The sequence below is a fragment of the Enterobacter sichuanensis genome (assembly GCF_009036245.1).
GTDB classification, from domain to species: Bacteria; Pseudomonadota; Gammaproteobacteria; order Enterobacterales; family Enterobacteriaceae; genus Enterobacter; species Enterobacter sichuanensis.
In genome coordinates this window covers 4,316,045-4,337,175 of sequence record NZ_CP027986.1, presented here as the reverse complement: position 1 = coordinate 4,337,175, position 21,131 = coordinate 4,316,045, and the positions used below count along the sequence as shown (strand labels likewise).

Genomic DNA, 21,131 nt, shown 5'->3' with positions numbered 1-21,131 from the left:
CGGGTGGCGGCTTCGCCTGACCCGGTCTGCGATGTTTTGCCCGGTTTTACCGGGCAATTTTATATTTAGAACAGCTCGTGCGTTTCGCCGTTATCAATAATCTCGGTACCCACCTCATGCACCGCCTGTGTGGTCGGCTGCGTGCCCTCGATGAAATACTCTTCGCGGCTGTTGCCGCCGTTGGCGAGCTGGCCCGTGCTGCGGTCGATATTGACCGTCACCACGCCCGGCGGTGGCGTCAGCGGCTGCTCCGGCACACCTTCAAGCACCGATTTCATGTAGGCATCCCAGGCCGGTTGCGCGCTTTTCGCGCCGCCTTCGTAGCCGGAAATCTGATCTTTAATCGCGCCAGACGCCGTTGTACGACCTAAATCACGGCGGTGATCGTCGAAACCGATCCACACCGAGGTCACCACGCCAGGGCCGTAACCCGAGAACCAGGCATCTTTCGAGCTGTTGGTGGTCCCCGTTTTACCGCCGATATCATGGCGCTGCAAATCACGCCCTGCGCGCCAGCCGGTACCCTGCCAGCCGGGTTCTCCGAAGATGTTGGTGTTCAGCGCACTCTTGATCAGGAATGACAGCGGGGTATTGATCACATGCGGGGCATATTCCTGCGCGCCAGTCTGTGCGACCAGCGCCTGGTTCGCCTGTTCCAGCTGTGGCTGCGGTACAACGCCGTTCGGCTGCTCCTGCGACACGGCAGGATCTTCCATGTCCTTATTCTCAAGCACGTCAGATTTCGGTGTATTACCGTAGATCACCGGAATATCGCACTCTGCACAGGCAATTTTCGGCTTCGCCTCAAACAGTACGCCGCCCTGATCGTTCTCAATTTTACTGATGAAGTACGGGTCAATCAGGAAGCCGCCGTTGGCCATCACGGAATATCCACGCGCCACCTGAAGCGGGGTGAATGACGCAGAGCCTAACGCCAGCGATTCGGTACGCACGATGTTCTGCGCCGGGAAACCGAAGCGTTGCAGATACTCAGCGGCATAGTCGACGCCCATCGCGCGCATGGCTCGCACCATCACCACGTTCTTCGACTGTCCCAGACCCTGACGAAGACGAATAGGGCCGGCATATTCCGCAGGGGAGTTCTTCGGCTGCCAGTCGGAACCTGCTCCGGCATCCCAGCGGGAGATAGGCACGTCGTTAAGGATGCTGGCCAGGGTCAGGCCCTTATCCATTGCCGCCGTGTAGAGGAACGGCTTAATGTTGGAACCCACCTGACGCAGCGCCTGAGTGGCGCGGTTAAATTTGCTCTGGTTGAAATCGAATCCACCGACCAACGCCAGCACGGCGCCATTCTGCGGGTTGATGGAGACCAGGGCGGAGTTGACGTCCGGCACCTGTGCCAGCCACCAGGCATCGCCCACCTTGCGCACCCAGATTTGTTGTCCGGTCTGGACTGCATCGGTCACTTTACGCGGTGTTGCCCCCTGCAGGGTATCTGAACGGTACGGACGCGCCCAACGAATCCCCTCCATACGCAGGGAGACGGATGTCCCATCCGCGAGCGTTGCCACGGCTTCCTGAGGATCGGCCTGCGTCACCACGGCCGGAAGAAGAGGACCATAGGTCGGCAGCGCTTTCAGCGTACTGGTGATTTTTTTGCTGTCCCACGCGCTTTCGCCCACTTTCCAGAGCACGTTTGACGGGCCGCGATAGCCGTGACGCATGTCGTAATCCATCACGTTGTTGCGCACCGCGTCCTGAGCCGCCTGCTGCACTTTGCGGGTAACGGTGGTGTAAACGCGGTAGCCATCTTCATAGGCCTTATCGCCATAGCGGTTCACCATCTCCTGGCGAACCATTTCGGTCAGATAAGGGGCAGAGAAGGCGATCTCAGGGGCATGGTAGTTGGCGTCAATGACATCGTTGCGCGCCTGCTCGTACTCACTCTGGCTAATGTAGCCTTCGCTCAGCATACGTGACAGGACGACATTGCGACGCGCGGTGGCGCGATCGAGCGAGTAGAGCGGGTTAAAGGTTGACGGCGCTTTTGGCAGACCGGCGATGGTTGCCATTTCGCTTAGGGTGAGCTGCTCAACAGGCTTACCGAAGTACACCTGCGCGGCCGCCCCCACGCCATAGGCACGGTAGCCCAGGTAGATTTTATTGAGGTACAGCTCAAGGATCTCGTCTTTGCTCAGCAACTGTTCAATACGGATCGCAAGGAACACCTCTTTGATCTTACGTATCAGCGTCTTTTCAGGGCTGAGGAAGAAGTTACGCGCCAGCTGCTGCGTAATGGTACTTGCCCCCTGGGAGGCATGGCCGGAGAACAGTGCAATGCTCGCGGCACGGAAAATCCCCACCGGATCGACACCGTGGTGCTCGTAAAAACGGCTGTCCTCTGTGGCGATAAAGGCTTTCACCATCACTGGCGGAATTTGGTTTAAGGTCAGCGGGATACGACGCTTCTCGCCATACTGCGCCATTAATTCGCCATCGGCGCTATAGACCTGCATCGGGATCTGGAGACGCACATCGCGAAGCGTGGCGACATCAGGTAGCTGTGGCTCAATATATTTGTATAAACCGTAAATCGAGCCTGCTCCCAGCAGAATGCAACAGACTGCAAGGATAAATAAATACTTTACGAACTTCACCGGAGATTTCCCATTTGGTTTCACTTGGGCAGTTTCTAAACAATCGCGCGGTAGTATAAAGGCAAGCCTGATTCATTGATATAGCCGTCAAGGCGACGGGCGATAAGGAGATCGTGAAACATGGCTTTTAAAACATGGCAAACGGGCGTTCATATTCAACAGGATAGGGTGCTGATTGTCGCGCTGGTAAGAGAGAAGTCGGGCTGGTGCCTGCGCCGCTGGTGGGCCGTTCCTCTGGCCGAAGGGATCATTGGTGACGGCAAGATTTATCAGCCAGAACAGCTGATTGATGCGTTACGCGACTGGCGGAAAACGTTGCCGCACTATCACCGGGTTTTTCTCTCTTTTCCGGCAGCGCGCACCCTGCAAAGATCGCTTCCCCGCCCGGCCATTGCGCTGCGCGACAGCGAACAGATCTCATGGCTTGGCGCTGCGCTGGCACGAGAGCTGGAGATGTCTGCCGATACGCTCTGTTTCGATTACGCGCAGGACACCTTCAGCAGCACAATTCACGTGACTGCGGCGCAAAACAACGAGGTTGAAACCTTGCTGACGCTGGCCAAAACGTTATGTTTGCGGCTGGCGACCATTACCCCGGATGCCAGTGCGCTGAAGAATCTTCTTTCGGCGGTGGCACCGGCGCAGTGTGTCGTCTGGCGGGATGAACGGCAGTGGCTCTGGGCGATGCGCCACCAGTGGGGGCGCCGTGTTGCCGCAGAAGCTGACAACGTGGCTGAGCTCTCAGCGCTGCTGGCTGTGGAGCCGGCGGATATCGCGCTGTTTGATAGCCAGCGTAATCCATGGGAAACCCTGCAGCGATGCCATGCCCCGTTACCGGAATGCGGCGCGGACTATACCGTTGCGCTGGCGTTAGCCATGAGTGAGGTGCCCGCATGAGCCTCACGAATTTTCTGCCGTGGCGGCAGCAGCGGCGCGCGCGATGCCTGCGTTTCTGGGGAGCAACGTTTGTCTGCACGTCGCTGTTGATGGTCACGACCATCGCCTGTTTGCGGATGAACCCGCTTTTGCGGCTGCACGCCCTGCAAACGGATCTGACGGGGATACAGTCCGTGCAGCACGGCCTCGTTGCTCGCCAGAGACTCGCGACACCCGTGCAAAGCCCCGCACGCCAGCGGCGCGCATGGCAGCCGGTGCTGGAGTCGCTGTCCGCCACCCTTCCTGCGCAGGTCTGGCTGACGGAACTGCGCTACCAGCCTCCCGCTCTGATGTTTACCGGGTTTGCCACCACCCTGCCGGCCCTGTCTGCGCTACGCGATGCGCTTGGACAACTCCCGGGCTTTACGCCCGGGACAGCGGGTGAGCTTCGGCAGGATAGCCAGGGGCGCTGGTCGTTCACCTTTCATCTTAGCGAGGGGTAACGCGTGAATATCCTGTTGGAACGCTGGTGCGAAAGCCGTCCCTGGATCCGCGGTCTCTGCTGGTGTCTGAGCACTTTCCTGGCAGGGCTCGCTGCGTGGGGCACCCTGCTCAGACCGGTAGAGAGGCAGTGTGCTGAACGAGAAAACCAGCTGATCCAGGAGGCGAGGACCAACGCATCGTTATGGCCTGTCGTCAGCACGGTGCCGCTGCGCACAGAAACCGCGCAAGCGCCAGAAATGAAGCCGTTTTCGCCGCTTGATTTTCAGGGGGATGAGACGACGCTGGTTCACTGGAAGCCGCTGCAGAACGGAGGAGAGCTGACGCTGGAGGCGGAGTGGCAGGCCATTCCGGGGCTTTTTTCTCGGCTGGCGCAGCGGGATGTCGAGATTGCGGCTTTCGCAATTGCACCTGAAGGTAAGGCGTTACGCCTGCGGCTGGAGCTGGATCATGCGAAATAGTACACGATACTGGCTGGTGTGCTCAGTATTGCTGTTGACCGGCATGCGCGATCCCTTTCGCCCGCCGGACGATCCCTGCGCGACGGGTGAACTGACGCAGTGGCGCTATCGCGGCATGGTGGGAGGACGCGATGCTATCGGCATTTTGCAGGATGGGCAAAAGCGCTGGCACCGACTAAAAATGGATGAGCGCTTCCCGGCGGGCTGGCAAATAACTGCCATTACTGAATCGGAACTGGTTGTTGAGGTGGGAGACACCTGTGAACCCGTCCAGTGGACGTGGCAACGAGAAGGAATCGAGAAGAATGAATTTACGGATAACGCTGTTGCTGCTGATGTTCAGCCATCCGCTGTGGGCCGCCGCGCCAAAGCCGGTCACGCTGGTGGTGGATGATGTTCCGGTCGTTCAGGTGTTGCAGGCGCTGGCCACTCAGGAGAGCCGTAATCTGGTGGTATCGCCTGATGTCAGCGGCACGCTTTCGCTTAACCTGACGCATGTCCCCTGGCGGCAGGCGCTTCAGACGGTTGTCTCCAGCGCCGGACTCGTTTTGCGCGAGGAGGGGGACATTTTCTATGTTCATACCGCAGCCTGGCATCGTGAACAGCGGGAACGTTCAGAACAGGAGAAGGCGCGTCGACAGCTTGATGCGCCGCTGGTTTCACATAGCATCCCTTTTTCCTATGCCGATGCCGGAGAGCTGCAAAAAGCAGCGGAAAAACTCCTGGGCCCAAAGGGAAGTTTATCTGTCGACAAACGGACCAATCGCCTGCTGATTCGGGATAGCCAGACGGTGGTGGATACGCTGGTGCGCTGGGCCACTCAGATGGACATTCCCGTCGAGCAGGTAGAGCTGGCGGCGCATATTGTGACCATAACTGAAAAAAGCCTGCGTGAACTGGGGGTGAAGTGGGCGCTCGCCGATGCCGCCGACGCGGGGAAGGTGGGACAGCTCACGACGCTTGGCAGCGATCTGTCCGTGGCCAGCGCCACCAGCCACGTAGGGTTTAATATCGGGCGGATCAACGGTCGGCTGCTGGATCTGGAACTGTCTGCGCTGGAGCAAAAACAGCAGGTCGATATTATTGCCAGCCCGCGACTGCTGGCCTCGCATATGCAGCCGGCCAGTATCAAACAGGGGAGCGAGATCCCCTATCAGGTCTCTAGCGGGGAAAGCGGCGCCACCTCCGTGGAGTTCAAAGAGGCCGTACTGGGGATGGAAGTGACGCCGGTGGTATTGCCGGGGGGGCGCGTGCGCCTGAAATTGCACATCAGCGAAAATATGCCAGGACAGGTCCTGCAGCAGGCTGACGGCGAAACGCTGGCTATCGACAAACAAGAGATAGAGACGCAGGTTGAGGTAAAAAGTGGAGAAACGCTGGCATTGGGCGGAATTTTTTCGCAGAAGAACAAAACCGGCAGTGACAGTGTGCCGGGGTTGGGGAACATCCCCTGGCTGGGGACGCTTTTTCGCCATGACGGGAAAGACCACGAACGACGTGAATTAGTGGTGTTTATTACACCACGTCTGGTCGGTATTCACTGACGGGTAACGATCCCCGCAATGATTTTGCATTCAGTTTGTTGCAGATGTTTGACGTGGGGCATGAATTAGCATACAAGGAGTACCGATTTGAGTTGGACTTACGTCTTATTACCTTATGCGCCCGGCGCGGTGATTTAATCAGTTGCCAAACAAGCCGGAGTATTGAGATAATTTTTAGTCTGACTCTCGCTCTATTGCATATGAGGTTTCAGTTCATGTCCTGCTACGCTGGGTGTCTGCGAAGCGGGGATTACCATTAACGAATAGTCTTAGTAGTACCGATAAAATGGCAGAGAAACGCAATATCTTTCTGGTTGGGCCTATGGGTGCCGGCAAAAGCACTATTGGGCGTCAGTTAGCTCAACAACTCAATATGGAATTTTACGATTCTGATCAAGAGATTGAGAAACGAACCGGAGCTGATGTGGGCTGGGTTTTCGACGTAGAAGGCGAAGAAGGTTTCCGTGACCGAGAAGAAAAAGTGATCAACGAACTCACGGAAAAACAGGGCATCGTACTGGCAACAGGCGGCGGCTCTGTGAAATCTCGCGAAACCCGCAACCGTCTCTCCGCCCGTGGCGTAGTGGTCTATCTTGAGACGACCATTGAGAAACAGCTGGCACGTACGCAGCGCGATAAAAAGCGCCCGCTGCTGCAGGTTGAAACGCCACCACGCGAAGTTCTGGAAGCGTTGGCCGATGAACGCAATCCGCTGTATGAAGAGATTGCCGATGTGACCATTCGTACTGACGATCAGAGCGCTAAAGTGGTTGCAAACCAGATTATTCATATGCTGGAAAGCAACTGATTCTGGCTTTATATACACTCGCCTGCGGGTAAAAGCATTAAAGGTGGATGTCGCGTCATGGAGAGGATTACAGTTACTCTCGGGGAACGTAGTTACCCTATCACCATCGCGGCTGGTTTGTTTAACGACCCAGCTTCCTTTTTACCACTGAAAGCGGGTGATCAGGCGATGCTGGTCACCAATGAGACGCTGGCTCCGCTTTATCTCGACCGTGTACGCCACCTGCTTGAGCAGGCGGGCGTTAAAGTCGACAGTGTGATTCTCCCCGATGGCGAGCAGTATAAAAGCCTGACGGTACTGGATACCGTCTTTACCGCATTGCTGCAAAAACCGCACGGTCGCGATACGACACTGCTTGCCCTGGGCGGCGGTGTTGTGGGCGATCTGACCGGCTTTGCGGCCGCAAGCTATCAGCGTGGTGTTCGCTTTATTCAAATCCCGACCACGTTGCTGTCTCAGGTCGACTCCTCTGTTGGTGGCAAAACGGCCGTTAACCATCCGCTCGGCAAAAACATGATTGGCGCGTTCTACCAGCCTGCCTCGGTGGTGGTGGATCTCGACTGTCTGAAAACCCTGCCGGCGCGCGAGCTGGCTTCTGGTCTGGCGGAAGTGATCAAATACGGCATTATTCTGGATGGCGAGTTCTTTAACTGGCTTGAAGAGAATATGGATGCGCTGCTGCGCCTGGATGAGGCTGCGCTTGCATACTGCATTCGTCGTTGTTGTGAGCTGAAAGCAGAAGTTGTCGCTGCGGACGAGCGTGAAACGGGCTTACGTGCTTTACTGAATCTTGGGCATACGTTTGGTCACGCGATTGAAGCCGAAATGGGTTACGGCAACTGGCTGCACGGTGAAGCCGTCGCGGCTGGCATGGTGATGGCCGCCCGCACCTCTGAACGTCTTGGCCAGTTCAAACCGCAAGAGACGGCACGTATTGTTGCGCTGCTTGAGCGTGCTGGTTTGCCGGTAACCGGGCCGCAGGAGATGTCGGCACACGCGTATTTACCCCACATGATGCGCGATAAAAAAGTATTGGCAGGCGAGATGCGTCTTGTACTCCCGCTTGCAATAGGGAAGAGTGAAGTACGCGGCGGAGTGCCGCACGATGTCGTTCTTGGCGCTATCGCTGATTGTCAGCAGGCGTAACAACTAGAAAGGTCAGGCCACTGTTGCAGGTGGTCGTTTAGCTTCAGGTGAAATGCAAAGTCGTTGGCATAAGCCTTTGAGTGGGGTGTTAAATGGATGAATTCAAACCAGAAGACGAGCTGAAACCCGATCCCAGCGATCGTCGTACTGGTCGTTCTCGTCAATCTTCAGAACGTGATAACGAGCCGCAGATCAACTTTGACGATGTTGATCTGGATGCAGACGATCGTCGCCCTTCGCGCAGCCGCAACGCGCGTGATGAGCGAGAAGAAGAGGATTATGAGTCCGAAGAAGATTCAATGGACGAAGAGCCTGTAGAGCGTCGCCCGCGTAAACGTAAAAAAGCCGCTGCGCCAAAACCAGCCTCCCGTCAGTACATCATGATGGGCCTTGGCGTTCTGGTGCTGGTGCTGCTGATTGTTGGCATTGGCTCCGCGCTAAAAGCACCTTCATCGAACTCAACCGAGCAAACCGCTTCCGCTGAGAAGAGCATCAACCTTTCCGGTAACGATGCAAGCGATCAGGCGAATGGCGCACAGCCTGCACCGGGAACCACCTCCGCAGAGCAGACGGCAGGCAATACCGCTGCGCCGCAGGATGTTTCTCTGCCACCCGTATCTTCAACCCCCGCTCAGGGTCAGGCACCTGTTACGCCTGAAGGCCAGCAGCGCGTAGAAGTTCAGGGTGACCTGAACAATGCCCTGACGCAGCCGCAGAATCAGCAGCAGGTTGATAACGTCGTGGTTAACTCTACGCTGCCAACTGAACCTGCAACGGTTGCCCCGATTCGCGGTGCTAACGCTCAGCCACAAACGGCGGCGACGGAAACCAAACCGCGTCAGACGCAAACCACCACGCGTCCTGAACGTAAGCAGGCGGTAATTGAGCCTAAGCGTGAAACCAAACCTCAGGCTGTGGTAAAAGCGCCTGAAGTGAAAACCGTACCGGCACAGCCGAAACGCACTGAAACGGCTGCGGTGAGCGAGCCTGCAAAAGCGCCTGTCACGCAGACCGCGCCGAAAGCAACGGCGACCACCACGGCACCGGTCACCACCACGGCTCCAGCCGCGACGGCAACAGCATCCAGCAGCGCGGCAGGTAAAACGGCAGGCAACGTCGGTTCGCTGAAGTCTGCGCCATCCAGCAATTACACGCTGCAGCTGAGCAGTTCGTCTAACTATGACAACCTCAACAGTTGGGCGAAGAAATCCAATCTGAAAAACTATGTGGTTTATCAGACGACCCGTAACGGTCAACCGTGGTATGTGCTGGTCAGCGGTGTGTATTCATCCAAAGATGAAGCAAAACGTGCCGTAGCGGCCCTGCCTGCTGATGTTCAGGCAAAAAACCCATGGGCGAAGCCGATTCATCAGGTTCAGGCCGATCTGAAGTAATGTTTAAAGCGCAGGATGCTGTCGGAGCTTTCTCCACAGCCGGAGAAGGTGTAATCAGTTAGTCAGCATGAAAAAAAATCGCGCTTTTCTGAAATGGGCAGGGGGGAAATACCCCCTGCTCGATGATATTAAAAAGCACCTGCCTGAGGGCGAGTGTCTTATCGAGCCTTTCGTTGGCGCGGGATCGGTGTTCCTGAACACCGATTTTTCGCGTTATATCCTGGCGGATATCAACAGCGACCTTATCAGCCTCTATAACATCGTTAAGCTGCGTACCGAAGAGTATGTCGCAGAGGCGCGCAAACTGTTTACGCCGGAGAACAATAACCCGGACGTTTACTACCAGTTCCGTGCGGAGTTTAACCAGAGTCAGGATCCGTTCCGCCGGGCGCTGCTGTTCCTCTATCTCAACCGACATGGTTATAACGGTCTGTGCCGGTATAATCTTCGTGGGGAATTTAACGTGCCGTTTGGCCGTTATAAGCGCCCCTATTTCCCGCAGGACGAGCTGTATCACTTCGCCGAAAAAGCACAGCATGCGGAATTCCATTGCCTCTCGTATGAAGAGTGTATGGAGCTGGCAGGGGTAAACTCGGTGGTTTACTGTGACCCTCCGTACGCGCCGCTGTCTGCGACAGCGAATTTCACCGCCTATCACACCAACAGCTTCAGCCCGGCCGAACAGGCCCGCCTGGCGGAGATGGCGGAAAAGCTGGTCAGCAAAAGAATTCCGGTGTTAATTTCGAATCACGATACCCCTGATACGCGCGAATGGTACAAAGCCGCGACGCATTTTCAGGTTAAAGTGCGGCGTAGCATTAGCAGCAACGGCGGCACACGTAAAAAGGTGGACGAACTCCTGGCTCTTTATCGCCCCTGAGCCGTTTTGCCCGCCGGTAAACACATTTCAAGGAGATGCGGATGAAACAGTTTTTGATTGCTCCCTCAATTCTGTCGGCCGATTTTGCCCGCCTGGGTGAAGACACCGCTAAAGCTCTCGCGGCTGGCGCAGATGTTGTCCATTTCGACGTGATGGATAACCACTACGTTCCCAATCTGACCATTGGCCCAATGGTGCTTAAGGCGCTGCGTAACTACGGCATTACCGCCCCGATTGATGTGCATCTGATGGTGAAACCGGTTGACCGTATCGTGCCGGATTTCGCCGCAGCGGGCGCCAGCATCATCACCTTCCATCCGGAAGCCTCTGAACATGTGGATCGCACCCTGCAGCTCATCAAAGAGAACGGCTGTAAAGCAGGTCTGGTGTTTAACCCGGCAACGCCGCTGAGCTATCTCGACTATGTGATGGATAAGCTGGACGTGATCCTGCTGATGTCCGTTAACCCGGGCTTTGGTGGTCAGTCGTTTATTCCTCACACGCTGGATAAGCTGCGTGAAGTACGCCGTCGTATTGATGAGTCAGGTTACGATATTCGTCTGGAAGTGGACGGCGGGGTGAAAGTCAATAACATTGGTGAAATCGCGGCAGCGGGCGCGGATATGTTCGTTGCAGGTTCGGCGATTTTCGACCAACCGGATTACAAAAAAGTCATTGATGAAATGCGCCGTGAGCTGGCGAAGGTAAGTCATGGATAAATTGCAGGCAATTCGGGGTGTGGCATTCGACCTCGACGGCACGCTGGTCGACAGCGCGCCAGGCTTAACGAGTGCCGTAGACCAGGCGCTGTATGCCCTTGAGCTGCCCGTGGCGGGTGAAGATCGTGTCGTCACGTGGATTGGCAACGGCGCTGATGTCCTGATGGAACGCGCGCTGACCTGGGCGCGTCAGGAGCGCGCATCGCAGCGTTCTGCACAGGGTAAACCGAGCGTTGACCATGCGGACATCCCACAGGAAGAGCAACTGCGTATTCTGCGCAAACTGTTCGATCGTTTCTATGAAGAGACCGTCGAAGAGGGCAGTTTCCTCTTCCCGGACGTTCTGGAAACCCTGAGCGTGTTGCACGCGAAGGGCATTCCGATGGGGCTGGTGACCAACAAACCCACGCCGTTTGTGGCACCGCTGCTGGAAGCGCTGGATATCGCGAAGTATTTCTCCGTGATTGTGGGCGGAGACGATGTGCAAAACAAAAAACCGCACCCGGAACCGCTGTTGCTGGTGGCAGGAAAATTATCCTTAACACCTGCGGAGCTGCTCTTTGTCGGTGATTCACGCAATGATATTCTGGCTGCCCGAGCGGCTGGATGTCCTTCCGTCGGATTAACCTATGGCTACAACTACGGTGAGGCCATCACGCTAAGTGAGCCGGATGTTGTGTTCGACCACTTCAAAGATTTGTTGCCCGCTCTCGGGCTTTCGCACAGTGAACATCAGGAATTGAATAATGACTAAGCCCATCGTTTTTAGTGGCGCACAGCCTTCAGGTGAATTGACCATTGGTAACTACATGGGTGCGTTACGTCAGTGGGTCAGCATGCAGGATGATTACCATTGCATTTACTGCATCGTGGATCTGCATGCGATTACCGCCCGTCAGGATCCTGAGAAGCTGCGTAAAGCCACGCTGGACACCCTCGCCCTGTATCTGGCCTGTGGGATCGACCCTGAGAAAAGCACCATTTTCGTTCAGTCCCATGTGCCAGAGCATGCGCAGCTGGGCTGGGCGCTGAACTGCTACACCTATTTCGGTGAACTGAGCCGCATGACCCAGTTCAAGGATAAATCCGCGCGCTACTCGGAAAACATCAACGCCGGTCTGTTTGACTATCCGGTGCTGATGGCGGCAGACATTCTGCTGTACCAGACGAACCAGGTGCCGGTGGGTGAAGACCAGAAGCAGCACCTGGAGCTGAGCCGCGATATCGCCCAGCGCTTTAATGCGCTTTATGGCGAGGTGTTCAAAGTGCCAGAGCCGTTTATTCCGAAATCGGGTGCGCGCGTCATGTCGCTGCTGGAGCCGACCAAGAAGATGTCCAAGTCTGACGATAACCGCAACAACGTTATCGGCCTGCTGGAAGATCCGAAATCGGTCGTGAAAAAACTCAAGCGCGCAGTGACCGACTCTGACGAGCCGCCTGTGGTGCGCTACGATGTGCAGAATAAAGCGGGCGTTTCCAACCTGCTGGATATTCTCTCCGGTGTTACCGGCCAGAGCATCCCTGAGCTGGAACAGCACTTCGAAGGCAAGATGTATGGCCACCTGAAAGGCGAAGTGGCAGATGCCGTTTCCGGCATGCTGACCGAGCTGCAGGAGCGTTATCACCGCTACCGCAACGACGAAGCCTTCCTGCAGAAAGTGATGAAAGAGGGGGCGGAAAAAGCCAGCGCCCGCGCGTCCGAAACCCTGAAAGCGGTGTACGAAGCGATTGGGTTTGTTGCGAAGCCGTAAGTCTGCTTTGTCGGGTAAGGCGGAGCCGCCACCCGACAAAAAACCGCACAAACAAAAAAACCGGGGAACCCCCGGTTTTTTTACGCCTGAAAAACGCTTACTGCTGTGCCGCCGGGCCGCAACCACCGATGATCTTCGAAATGGAGATCGCCGGGTGCAGCAGATAATCATAGCTGCAGTTGTTTTTGGTGTTCTGGACGTGACCGGTGCAGGCCGTCAGAGTGGTTAACAGGCCGACCAGAACGGCGGCTTTTGCCAGTTTAAACATACGCATTCCTTGTCTTAAAAACGAAAATCAGATGTCACTCAAGGGAATAAAGGGAAACGTTCCACTTCGGGTCGGTATGTTATCGACAGCGGTAAGAGGGGAGTAGTCCGCTTCAGGACTACTCCGGAAAGGAAGAGTGTGCGTTAGTGATTTGAGAACCAGTTGAGTTTGTCGCGCAGCTCAACAACACGGCCAACCACAATCAGCGCCGGGCTTTCAACCTGCTGCGCCAGTTCGCCTAACTGCGTCAGTACGCCATCCACCACGCGCTGCGTAATGGCGGTTCCGTTTTCGACCAGCGCGACGGGCATATCTGCCGCCATGCCGTGCTCCAGCAGCTTCGCCTGAATGGTGGCGGCCTGGTTTAACCCCATGTAGAACACCAGCGTCTGTTTTTCGGCGGCGAGGTTGTGCCAGTCCAGTTCGCTGCCCGTCTTCAGGTGGCCCGTCACCAGACGCACGCTCTGGGCGTAATCGCGGTGGGTCAGTGGAATACCCGCGTACGCTGAACAGCCGGATGCCGCGGTAATGCCCGGCACCACGGAGAAGGGAATGCCCGCGTTACACAGGGTTTCCAGCTCCTCGCCGCCGCGACCGAAGATAAACGGATCGCCCCCTTTCAGGCGCACCACGCGTTTTCCCTTTTGCGCCTCGCGCAGCAGGATCTGGTTAATCTCCTCCTGCGGTACGCAGTGGTAGCCCGCCCGTTTGCCCACGAAGACGCGGTCAGCGTCGCGGCGTACCAGGTTCATGATGTCATCCGAGACCAGACGATCATACACCACAATATCCGCCTGCTGGATCTGCTGCAGGCCTTTCAGCGTCAGCAAGCCCGCATCGCCAGGACCTGCACCGACCAGCACCACTTCGCCCCGATGATCCAGCGGCTCAGCGAGTAACTGCGCCGTCGTCTCTTCAACCGCTTTACTGTCCTGATTCGCCAGCGACTGCGCCAGGCGGTCATTCACAAAGAATTTTTCCCAGAAACGACGACGCTCGCCAACGGTCGCGAAGGTTTGCTTCACGCGTGAACGCAGTTGCCCTGCGTAGTGGGCAATCTGACCGAGATGTTGCGGCAACAGGGCTTCCAGTTTTTCCCGCAACAGGCGCGCCAGAACGGGCGAGCGGCCCCCGGATGACACAGCGATCATCAGCGGTGAACGGTCAATAATCGACGGCATGATAAAGCTGGCTTCTTTCGGCGCATCCACCACGTTACAGAAGATACGGCGTGCTTCACAGGCATCGCTGACCCGCTGGTTCACTCCATCGTCATCCGTCGCGGCAATGGTCAGCCAGCAGGTCTCCAGCAGGGATTCATCAAACTCCCCCTGCACCAGCGTCAGCATCCCTTCCTGGGCCCAGACGTTAAACTGAGGAGCGAAGGCAATGGCGTTGACGGTCAGTCGGGCGCCCGCCTCTAACAGCAGGCGCGCTTTGCGCTCAGCCACGTCGCCGCCGCCCACAAGCAGGCAGTCGCGATGGCGTAATTGACAAAAAATCGGCAGGTGATCCACGACATTACCTCACAGCATTCATGGAGGGACAGGAATTGACGTCAGGATAACAGCAGGAATCGCCGAAAATATACGGTTTTTCCTGCCGTTACCCATAAGGGGTCATAAGCTTTTCATATTGAAAAGGCGAGGGAATTAGCCCTGTAATTGCACCTTGCCGTCCTTCACGCGAACGTCGTAGTGCTTCACCGAGTAGTTTTCATCTTCCATGCACAGCCCGTCGCGTAAGCGGAAGCGCTGCTTTTTCAGCGGGCTGGCGACCCACAGTTCGCCCTGATGCTCCGCAATCAACCCACGGGAGAGCACGCTGGCCTCGAAGAACGGATCGATGTTGCTGATGGCAAAGAGCTGTTCATCGTGGCGGGGGCGGAAAATCGCAACCTGCTCGTTGCCCAGCAGTGCGCAGACGCCGGTTGCGGGGAGAATGTCGTTAATATCGCAGATGGTTATCCACTGGCTCATGCGTTTTCCTCCACCAGCGTGACCGGAATACGTTCATACGGTGTCGCCGGACGATGCTGTTCACGCTCTGGCACAACCTGCACATTCGGGTCGCGCTGAGTGCTGTTGATAAAATGTCTGAACCGCGTCTGTGCCGCCGGGGTGTTGACGGTTTCAGTCCACTCGCAAATCACCGCCTCACGCAGTCGTGCCATCTCCGCTTCCAGATGCTCGTTCAGGCCCAGCTTGTCGTCGATAATGACCGATTTCAGGTAGTCGATGCCGCCTTCCAGATTATCAAGCCAGGAGGCGGTACGGGTCAGCTTATCGGCGGTACGGATGTAGAACATCATGAAGCGGTCGAGATACTGAATCAGCGTGTCGTGATCGAGATCCGCGGCCAGCAGGTCCGCGTGGCGTGGTTTCATCCCGCCGTTACCGCAGACATACAGGTTCCAGCCTTTTTCGGTGGCGATAATCCCTACGTCTTTACCCTGGGCTTCCGCACATTCGCGGGTACATCCGGAGACGCCAAACTTCATTTTGTGCGGCGTACGGATGCCTTTGTAGCGGTTCTCCAGCTCCACGCCGAAACCGACGCTGTCGCCGACGCCGTAGCGGCACCAGGTACTGCCCACGCAGGTTTTCGCCATACGCAGCGCTTTGGCGTACGCGTGACCGGTTTCGAAGCCAGCGTCAATCAGCTGACGCCAGATCTCCGGCAGATCGTCTTTCTGCGCACCAAACAGGCCGATACGCTGGGAACCGGTGATTTTGGTGTACAGGTTAAATTCACGCGCGATACGGCCCACCGCCACCAGCCCTTCCGGGGTAATTTCGCCACCGGCGGAACGTGGAATCACGGAGTAGGTACCGTCTTTCTGGATGTTGGCCAGGAAGTTGTCGTTGGTATCCTGCAGCGGCGTATGCTCGGGTTTGAGTACATACTCGTTCCAGCAGGAGGCCAGCAGGGAGCCGACGGTGGGTTTACATACCTCACAGCCGTAGCCCTGGCCGTGCTTCGCCAGCAGTTCGTCGAAGGACTTGATGCCTTCCACGCGGATCAGATGGTAGAGCTCCTGGCGAGAATACGCGAAGTGCTCGCACAGGTTGTTGTTCACTTCGATGCCCTGTTTCGCCAGCTCGGCGTTCAGCACCTGGGTGACCAGCGGAATACAGCCGCCGCAGCCGGTGCCGGCTTTGGTTTCCGCTTTCAGCGCCGCAACGGTGTGGCAGCCTTTGTTAATGGCAGAGATGAGCATGCCTTTGGTGACGTCAAAGCAGGAGCAGATCTGCGCGCTGTCCGGTAGTTTATCCACGCCGATAGACGGCTTGCCGCTGGAGGCGTGCGCCGGGAGGATCAGCGCGTCCGGGTTTTCCGGAAGTTCGATGGCGTTTAGCACTAGCTGGAGCAGGTTGCCGTAATCACTGGTGTCACCCACCAGCACCGCCCCAAGCAGGGTTTTGTTGTCCTGACTGACGATCAGGCGCTTATAAACTTCTTTGCTCTCATCGAGATAAACGTAGCTGCGGGCACCCGGCGTGCGGCCGTGTGCATCGCCAATACCGCCAACGTCCACGCCCAGCAGCTTCAGCTTGGCGCTCAGGTCCGCACCTTCGAAAGCGTTTTCGTTGCCAAGGATGTGGTCCACAGCGACCTGCGCCATTTTGTAACCCGGCGCCACCAGACCATACACGCGGTTATTCCAGCTGGCGCATTCGCCAATGGCGTAGATATCCGGATCGGAGGTCTGGCAGGTGTCGTTAATCATGATCCCGCCACGTTGGGCGACGGCCAGACCGCACTGGGTTGCCAGCTTGTCGCGCGGGCGGATCCCGGTGGAGAAGACGATGAAGTCAACTTCCAACTCGCTGCCGTCGGCAAAGCGCATGGTTTTGCGCGCTTCAGTGCCTTCCTGGACGATCTCTTTGGTGTTTTTGCTGGTGTGAACCTTCACACCCATGCTTTCGATTTTGCGACGTAACTGGTCGCCACCCATGTGGTCGAGCTGTTCGGCCATCAGCATCGGAGCAAATTCGATGACGTGGGTTTCAACGCCGAGGTTTTTTAGCGCCCCTGCGGCCTCCAGGCCCAGCAGGCCACCACCCACCACCGCACCGCGTTTACTGCGACGGGCGCAGGACTCAATGGCGTTGAGATCTTCAATGGTACGATAGACGAAGCAATCCTGCGTTTCAGCGCCTTTAATCGGCGGGATCCACGGATAAGAGCCGGTCGCCATGATCAGCTTGTCGTAAAAAACCGTACGCCCGGCGCTGGAGTGGATCACTTTTTCCTGACGGTTGATGGTGATAGCGCGTTCGCCCACCAGCACCTTTACGCCATGCTTCTCGTAGAACCCTTCACGCACCAGTGAGAGCTCTTCGGCAGTATGATGGGAGAAATAGGAAGATAAGTGCACACGGTCGTACGCCTTGCGGGGTTCTTCACAGAACACGGTAATATCGAACTGAGCGGCATCGGCTTTATCGAGAAGATCCTCAATAAAGCGGTGACCGACCATGCCGTTACCGATGATAGCGAGTCTGAGTTTGCTCATTATTGCCTCGATTTCTTTTCTATTACCGCCTACCTTAACGATTCAGCAGGGGCGCTTATTGATGCAAATCAAATACGTCTTCGCCTACTCCTTAGGTGGTATATGACTGATTTGTCAGGATTTTTATAAGTTATGGAAATCGCAGGCTTTTCGGGTTAGTTGAATTTGTGTACAAATCAGGGGCGGTTTTGCAAAAATCGATACGCCTGTCCAGCAGCTGCGTTTTTAGGGGAAAGATATGTCTACTACACCGTTATGGCTTGTTCAGAATGTTCGTTTACCGGGTCGGGAAGGGCTGTGGCAGCTTGCCATTGAGAACGGGCGATTTGGTGACATCACCCCCATGGATGACACCCATACCGAAAGCTATGAAGTGTTAAATGCGCGCGGTGGGCTGGCTATTCCCCCGTTTATTGAGCCGCATATCCATCTTGATACCACCCAGACGGCGGGCGAGCCGAACTGGAACCAGTCCGGAACGCTGTTTGAGGGCATTGAGCGCTGGGCGGAGCGCAAGGCGCTACTCAGTCATGACGACGTGAAAGCGCGGGCGTGGAAAACGCTGAAGTGGCAAATCGCCAACGGGATCCAGTTTGTCCGCACTCATGTGGATGTCTCCGACCCGACGCTCACTGCCCTGAAGGCAATGCTGGAAGTGAAGCAGGAGGTTGCGCCGTGGGTGACCCTGCAAATCGTCGCGTTCCCGCAGGAAGGTATCCTCTCTTACCCGAACGGCGCGGCGCTGCTGGAAGAGGCATTACGGCTGGGTGCGGATGTGGTGGGGGCGATCCCCCACTTTGAGTTCACCCGCGAGTACGGCGTGCAGTCGCTGCATATCGCCTTTGAGCTGGCGAAGAAATATGACCGTCCGCTGGATATTCATTGCGATGAAATTGATGACGAGCAGTCTCGCTTTGTCGAGACGGTGGCCACGCTGGCGTATGAGGCCGGTATGGGCGCACGGGTAACGGCCAGCCACACCACCGCCATGCACTCCTACAACGGCGCCTATACCTCGCGGCTGTTCCGACTGCTGAAAATGTCGGGGATTAACTTCGTTGCGAACCCGCTGGTCAATATCCACCTGCAGGGGCGCTTCGATGATTATCCGAAGCGTCGCGGCATCACCCGGGTGAAAGAACTACAGGCGGCGGGCATTAACGTCTGCTTTGGCCATGATGATGTCTTTGACCCGTGGTACCCGCTTGGTACCGGCAATATGCTGCAGGTGCTGCATATGGGGCTGCACGTCTGTCAGATGATGGGCTATCCGCAAATCGACAGCGGCCTGAACCTGATCACCCATAACAGTGCCCGAACCTTTGGCCTGAGCGATTACGGGATTGAGACGGGTAACCCGGCGAACCTGATTATTCTGCCTGCGGAGAGCGGGTTTGAAGCGGTACGCTGTCAGGTGCCGGTGCGCTGGTCCATTCGTCAGGGACGAATTATTGCCACCACACAGCTGGCGCAGACCTGGATCCAGATGGATAACGGGGGAGAAGAGGTGAGCTTTGCCAGAAACACCCCCTCTGTGTAGGGCAGAGGGGGACGGGATTAGTGCGTCGCCGCTGCAGCGTTATGCTGGCGGTGGCGGGTCACAAAGCCCAGGATGAAGCACATGATAAACACCACGGCGTACAGACCATTCGCCGTGTGCAGCGCGGCCAGCGGGCCGCTGTGGGCGACGATTGGGCCGGTGACCACGAAGGTCAGCATGGTGCCGATGGTGCCACAGGTCAGAACGAAGTTAACCAGCTTCGGCGAGGCCACCCTGGTCTGCAGGGAGCCCAGAGTAATGATCGAGGTGTAGATCGCGCTGGAGAAGAAGCCCAGGGTCAGAATAAACCACGGCATATGTTCCGGTGAACCGTTGATGAACAGATACATCAGCACGGTTGCCAGGCCCGCCAGTACGGTCAGAATGCGCTGCAGATCGAAGAAGCGCAGGATGAAGCTAAACGCCCACATGCCGAACATGTAAGACATCCAGAAATCACTCACCAGCTTACCCGCGTCGTTCAGGCTCATGCCCAGGCCTTTGGCGTATTCCGGTACCCAGGAGATAAAGCCCAGCTGGCCGAGGATGTAGCACAGGGCGGCGATGGAGAGGAACAGTACGCCGATCCCCCATTTCTCTTTCGCGACAGGCTCTGCCGTGGTCTGCGCTTTTTTGCCCAGCACCGGGAACTCGCAGCCGAAAGTCAGAATAAAGATCGCCACGTAGACCAGGCCGATGCAGGCATACACCCAGTACCACTCAATGCTGCGCGCCAGCAGAACGGCAGCCACCATCGGAAAAATCATCCCGGCCATGCTGAAGAAGGAGTCGGTAAACAGCAGGCGCGCGCCACGCTGACGGCCTTCATACATATGGGTAATCAGGAAGGTCCCGATCGACATGGTAATGCCGCTGACCAGACCGAGTACAAACATGGCGGCGGAGAACAGGGCGATGCTGTGACTCAGCATCAGACCCGCCACGGCGGCGACCATCAGCACAAAACCAAAACGCAGCTGCGTTTTCAGTGGCACGATTTCCATCAGCCAGGCATTCAGGAAGATGGAGATCAGGATCCCGGCGTTGAGGAAGGTGAAGGTGTTACTCATGCTGGAAACGGGCAGATGGAAGTAGTCTGCGATATTTCCCATCACCATCCCGGTGACGATCACCAACGCGCCGGTCAGGGCGTAGGAGAAGAAGCTGATCCATGTGAGCTTGATGCGATTGCTGTTAGTCATGTCTGGCCTGTTCAAAATAAGAAAAGCGCCCATCGGGCGCTGAGAGCGGGCAGATTTTAGACATTAAAGTGATCTATTCATATCTTTTAAGAGAAATTCGAACTTCATTGCAGTTTTTTATGTGATCTTGATCACATAAAAAGCCGCCGGAACCAATCGTTTGCGTGGTTACAACTGTTTCAATTTCGTAAAATTAGGTAAAAGGCTGGTCTCCGTTCATACTGCTCTTTAGAATCAAGCCATTCGCTTTATATACTGCGCTTTGTTAAGGAATTCTCATGCTCAAATCAACACTGGCGGCTGTCGCAGCTGTGTTTGCTCTTTCTGCCGTTTCCCCTGCTGCGCTGGCAGCAAAAGGGGACCCTCACGTTCTGCTGACCACCTCCGCCGGGAATATTGAGCTGGAACTGAATAGCCAGAAAGCTCCGGTTTCTGTGAAAAACTTCCTCGACTATGTGAACAGTGGTTTCTACAACAACACCACCTTCCACCGCGTGATCCCTGGGTTTATGGTGCAAGGCGGTGGTTTTAATGAGCAGATGCAGCAGAAACAGCCGAACCCGCCGATTAAAAACGAAGCAGATAACGGTCTGCTGAACACCCGTGGCACCATTTCCATGGCGCGTACCGCGGATAAAGACAGCGCGACCAGCCAGTTCTTTATCAACGTGGCGGATAACGCCTTCCTCGACCACGGCCAGCGCGACTTCGGTTATGCGGTGTTCGGTAAAGTGGTGAAAGGGATGGACGTGGCGGACAAGATTTCTCAGGTTCCTACCCATGACGTTGGCCCGTACCAGAATGTGCCGTCAAAACCTGTCGTGATCCTCTCCGCGAAAGTTCTGCCGTAACCTGTTTCGACACGGGCGATCCTTGCCCGTGTTGTTAGCCCTCCCTGCGAAAG

General features: G+C 56.4%; 20 protein-coding genes. 14 read left to right on the top strand and 6 right to left on the bottom strand.

Features of this window, described 5'->3' with window-relative positions; genetic code table 11:
• Positions 1-65 precede the first annotated feature (65 nt).
• Complete coding sequence (gene mrcA / locus C1N69_RS21095; protein WP_045285979.1) at positions 66-2,618, bottom strand: peptidoglycan glycosyltransferase/peptidoglycan DD-transpeptidase MrcA; 2,553 nt, start codon at positions 2,616-2,618, stop codon at positions 66-68.
• A gap of 120 nt (positions 2,619-2,738) precedes the next feature.
• On the opposite strand from mrcA, the gene C1N69_RS21090 reads away from it, so the two are divergent.
• The 12 genes from C1N69_RS21090 to trpS all read left to right on the top strand — a co-directional run bounded on the left by C1N69_RS21090 (position 2,739) and on the right by trpS (position 12,698).
• Positions 2,739-3,515: a DNA utilization protein HofM gene (locus C1N69_RS21090; RefSeq protein WP_155031824.1), complete on the top strand. Its 777-nt coding sequence runs from the start codon at positions 2,739-2,741 to the stop codon at positions 3,513-3,515.
• Positions 3,512-3,997: a PilN domain-containing protein gene (locus tag C1N69_RS21085; RefSeq protein WP_155031823.1), complete on the top strand. Its 486-nt coding sequence runs from the start codon at positions 3,512-3,514 to the stop codon at positions 3,995-3,997. The genes C1N69_RS21090 and C1N69_RS21085 overlap by 4 nt, the downstream gene beginning before the upstream one ends.
• Positions 3,998-4,000: 3 nt before the next feature.
• Positions 4,001-4,456 carry a HofO family protein gene (locus tag C1N69_RS21080; protein WP_155031822.1) on the top strand — a complete coding sequence of 152 codons (456 nt, stop codon included), beginning with the start codon at positions 4,001-4,003 and terminating at the stop codon, positions 4,454-4,456.
• Positions 4,446-4,850, top strand: coding sequence for a HofP DNA utilization family protein (locus tag C1N69_RS21075; RefSeq protein ID WP_095452478.1), 405 nt, complete (start codon positions 4,446-4,448; stop codon positions 4,848-4,850). The genes C1N69_RS21080 and C1N69_RS21075 overlap by 11 nt, the downstream gene beginning before the upstream one ends.
• Positions 4,762-6,000: a DNA uptake porin HofQ gene (gene hofQ, locus C1N69_RS21070; protein ID WP_155031821.1), complete on the top strand. Its 1,239-nt coding sequence runs from the start codon at positions 4,762-4,764 to the stop codon at positions 5,998-6,000. The genes C1N69_RS21075 and hofQ overlap by 89 nt, the downstream gene beginning before the upstream one ends.
• A 286-nt stretch (positions 6,001-6,286) precedes the next feature.
• The gene (aroK, locus tag C1N69_RS21065; protein ID WP_003861630.1) at positions 6,287-6,808 is read left to right on the top strand and encodes a shikimate kinase AroK; all 522 of its coding nucleotides are present in this window, start codon (positions 6,287-6,289) and stop codon (positions 6,806-6,808) included.
• Between the two features lie 57 nt (positions 6,809-6,865).
• Positions 6,866-7,954 (top strand): 3-dehydroquinate synthase, encoded by a 1,089-nt coding sequence (gene aroB, locus C1N69_RS21060; protein WP_025758090.1) that lies wholly within the window; start codon positions 6,866-6,868, stop codon positions 7,952-7,954.
• 92 nt (positions 7,955-8,046) lie between these two features.
• Positions 8,047-9,348 carry a cell division protein DamX gene (damX, locus tag C1N69_RS21055; RefSeq protein WP_095452480.1) on the top strand — a complete coding sequence of 434 codons (1,302 nt, stop codon included), beginning with the start codon at positions 8,047-8,049 and terminating at the stop codon, positions 9,346-9,348.
• A 67-nt stretch (positions 9,349-9,415) separates the two neighbouring features.
• Positions 9,416-10,228, top strand: coding sequence for an adenine-specific DNA-methyltransferase (gene dam, locus C1N69_RS21050; RefSeq protein WP_025758088.1), 813 nt, complete (start codon positions 9,416-9,418; stop codon positions 10,226-10,228).
• Between the two features lie 41 nt (positions 10,229-10,269).
• Positions 10,270-10,947: a ribulose-phosphate 3-epimerase gene (rpe, locus tag C1N69_RS21045; protein ID WP_024907923.1), complete on the top strand. Its 678-nt coding sequence runs from the start codon at positions 10,270-10,272 to the stop codon at positions 10,945-10,947.
• Positions 10,940-11,701: a phosphoglycolate phosphatase gene (gene gph, locus C1N69_RS21040; RefSeq protein WP_025758086.1), complete on the top strand. Its 762-nt coding sequence runs from the start codon at positions 10,940-10,942 to the stop codon at positions 11,699-11,701. The genes rpe and gph overlap by 8 nt, the downstream gene beginning before the upstream one ends.
• Positions 11,694-12,698: a tryptophan--tRNA ligase gene (gene trpS / locus C1N69_RS21035; protein ID WP_020687783.1), complete on the top strand. Its 1,005-nt coding sequence runs from the start codon at positions 11,694-11,696 to the stop codon at positions 12,696-12,698. Before gph ends, trpS begins: the two co-directional genes overlap by 8 nt.
• 97 nt (positions 12,699-12,795) lie before the next feature.
• On the opposite strand, the gene C1N69_RS21030 is transcribed toward trpS, so the two are convergent.
• From C1N69_RS21030 to nirB, 4 genes are all read right to left on the bottom strand, one after another.
• Entirely contained in the window at positions 12,796-12,966 is a 171-nt protein-coding gene (locus tag C1N69_RS21030) for a YhfL family protein (protein ID WP_003861638.1), read from the bottom strand.
• Positions 12,967-13,109: 143 nt separating this feature from the next.
• Entirely contained in the window at positions 13,110-14,483 is a 1,374-nt protein-coding gene (gene cysG, locus C1N69_RS21025) for a siroheme synthase CysG (RefSeq protein ID WP_095442055.1), read from the bottom strand.
• Positions 14,484-14,618: 135 nt separating this feature from the next.
• Positions 14,619-14,945: a nitrite reductase small subunit NirD gene (gene nirD / locus C1N69_RS21020; protein WP_025758081.1), complete on the bottom strand. Its 327-nt coding sequence runs from the start codon at positions 14,943-14,945 to the stop codon at positions 14,619-14,621.
• Entirely contained in the window at positions 14,942-17,485 is a 2,544-nt protein-coding gene (gene nirB / locus C1N69_RS21015) for a nitrite reductase large subunit NirB (protein ID WP_045285971.1), read from the bottom strand. Before nirB ends, nirD begins: the two co-directional genes overlap by 4 nt.
• Positions 17,486-17,723: 238 nt before the next feature.
• On the opposite strand from nirB, the gene C1N69_RS21010 reads away from it, so the two are divergent.
• Entirely contained in the window at positions 17,724-19,025 is a 1,302-nt protein-coding gene (locus C1N69_RS21010; RefSeq protein WP_047959607.1) for a cytosine deaminase, read from the top strand.
• Positions 19,026-19,042: 17 nt separating this feature from the next.
• Here the strand turns inward: C1N69_RS21010 and tsgA are convergent, their stop codons facing one another.
• The gene (gene tsgA, locus C1N69_RS21005; protein WP_047959606.1) at positions 19,043-20,227 is read right to left on the bottom strand and encodes an MFS transporter TsgA; all 1,185 of its coding nucleotides are present in this window, start codon (positions 20,225-20,227) and stop codon (positions 19,043-19,045) included.
• 278 nt (positions 20,228-20,505) lie between these two features.
• Between tsgA and ppiA the strand changes: the two genes are divergently transcribed.
• Positions 20,506-21,078 carry a peptidylprolyl isomerase A gene (ppiA, locus tag C1N69_RS21000; protein ID WP_025758075.1) on the top strand — a complete coding sequence of 191 codons (573 nt, stop codon included), beginning with the start codon at positions 20,506-20,508 and terminating at the stop codon, positions 21,076-21,078.
• The last annotated feature ends 53 nt before the right edge of the window (positions 21,079-21,131 follow it).

What these genes read in the sequence shown, in the direction of transcription:
- aroB (WP_025758090.1), top strand. Translation starts at nt 6,866, where the DNA reads ATGGAGAGGATTACAGTTACTCTCGGGGAACGTAGTTACCCTATCACC.
- tsgA (WP_047959606.1), bottom strand. Translation starts at nt 20,227, where the DNA reads ATGACTAACAGCAATCGCATCAAGCTCACATGGATCAGCTTCTTCTCC.
- gph (WP_025758086.1), top strand. Translation starts at nt 10,940, where the DNA reads ATGGATAAATTGCAGGCAATTCGGGGTGTGGCATTCGACCTCGACGGC.
- C1N69_RS21010 (WP_047959607.1), top strand. Translation starts at nt 17,724, where the DNA reads ATGTCTACTACACCGTTATGGCTTGTTCAGAATGTTCGTTTACCGGGT.
- C1N69_RS21085 (WP_155031823.1), top strand. Translation starts at nt 3,512, where the DNA reads ATGAGCCTCACGAATTTTCTGCCGTGGCGGCAGCAGCGGCGCGCGCGA.
- C1N69_RS21075 (WP_095452478.1), top strand. Translation starts at nt 4,446, where the DNA reads ATGCGAAATAGTACACGATACTGGCTGGTGTGCTCAGTATTGCTGTTG.
- ppiA (WP_025758075.1), top strand. Translation starts at nt 20,506, where the DNA reads ATGCTCAAATCAACACTGGCGGCTGTCGCAGCTGTGTTTGCTCTTTCT.
- C1N69_RS21030 (WP_003861638.1), bottom strand. Translation starts at nt 12,966, where the DNA reads ATGTTTAAACTGGCAAAAGCCGCCGTTCTGGTCGGCCTGTTAACCACT.
- damX (WP_095452480.1), top strand. Translation starts at nt 8,047, where the DNA reads ATGGATGAATTCAAACCAGAAGACGAGCTGAAACCCGATCCCAGCGAT.
- nirD (WP_025758081.1), bottom strand. Translation starts at nt 14,945, where the DNA reads ATGAGCCAGTGGATAACCATCTGCGATATTAACGACATTCTCCCCGCA.
- rpe (WP_024907923.1), top strand. Translation starts at nt 10,270, where the DNA reads ATGAAACAGTTTTTGATTGCTCCCTCAATTCTGTCGGCCGATTTTGCC.
- nirB (WP_045285971.1), bottom strand. Translation starts at nt 17,485, where the DNA reads ATGAGCAAACTCAGACTCGCTATCATCGGTAACGGCATGGTCGGTCAC.
- hofQ (WP_155031821.1), top strand. Translation starts at nt 4,762, where the DNA reads ATGAATTTACGGATAACGCTGTTGCTGCTGATGTTCAGCCATCCGCTG.
- trpS (WP_020687783.1), top strand. Translation starts at nt 11,694, where the DNA reads ATGACTAAGCCCATCGTTTTTAGTGGCGCACAGCCTTCAGGTGAATTG.
- dam (WP_025758088.1), top strand. Translation starts at nt 9,416, where the DNA reads ATGAAAAAAAATCGCGCTTTTCTGAAATGGGCAGGGGGGAAATACCCC.
- C1N69_RS21090 (WP_155031824.1), top strand. Translation starts at nt 2,739, where the DNA reads ATGGCTTTTAAAACATGGCAAACGGGCGTTCATATTCAACAGGATAGG.
- aroK (WP_003861630.1), top strand. Translation starts at nt 6,287, where the DNA reads ATGGCAGAGAAACGCAATATCTTTCTGGTTGGGCCTATGGGTGCCGGC.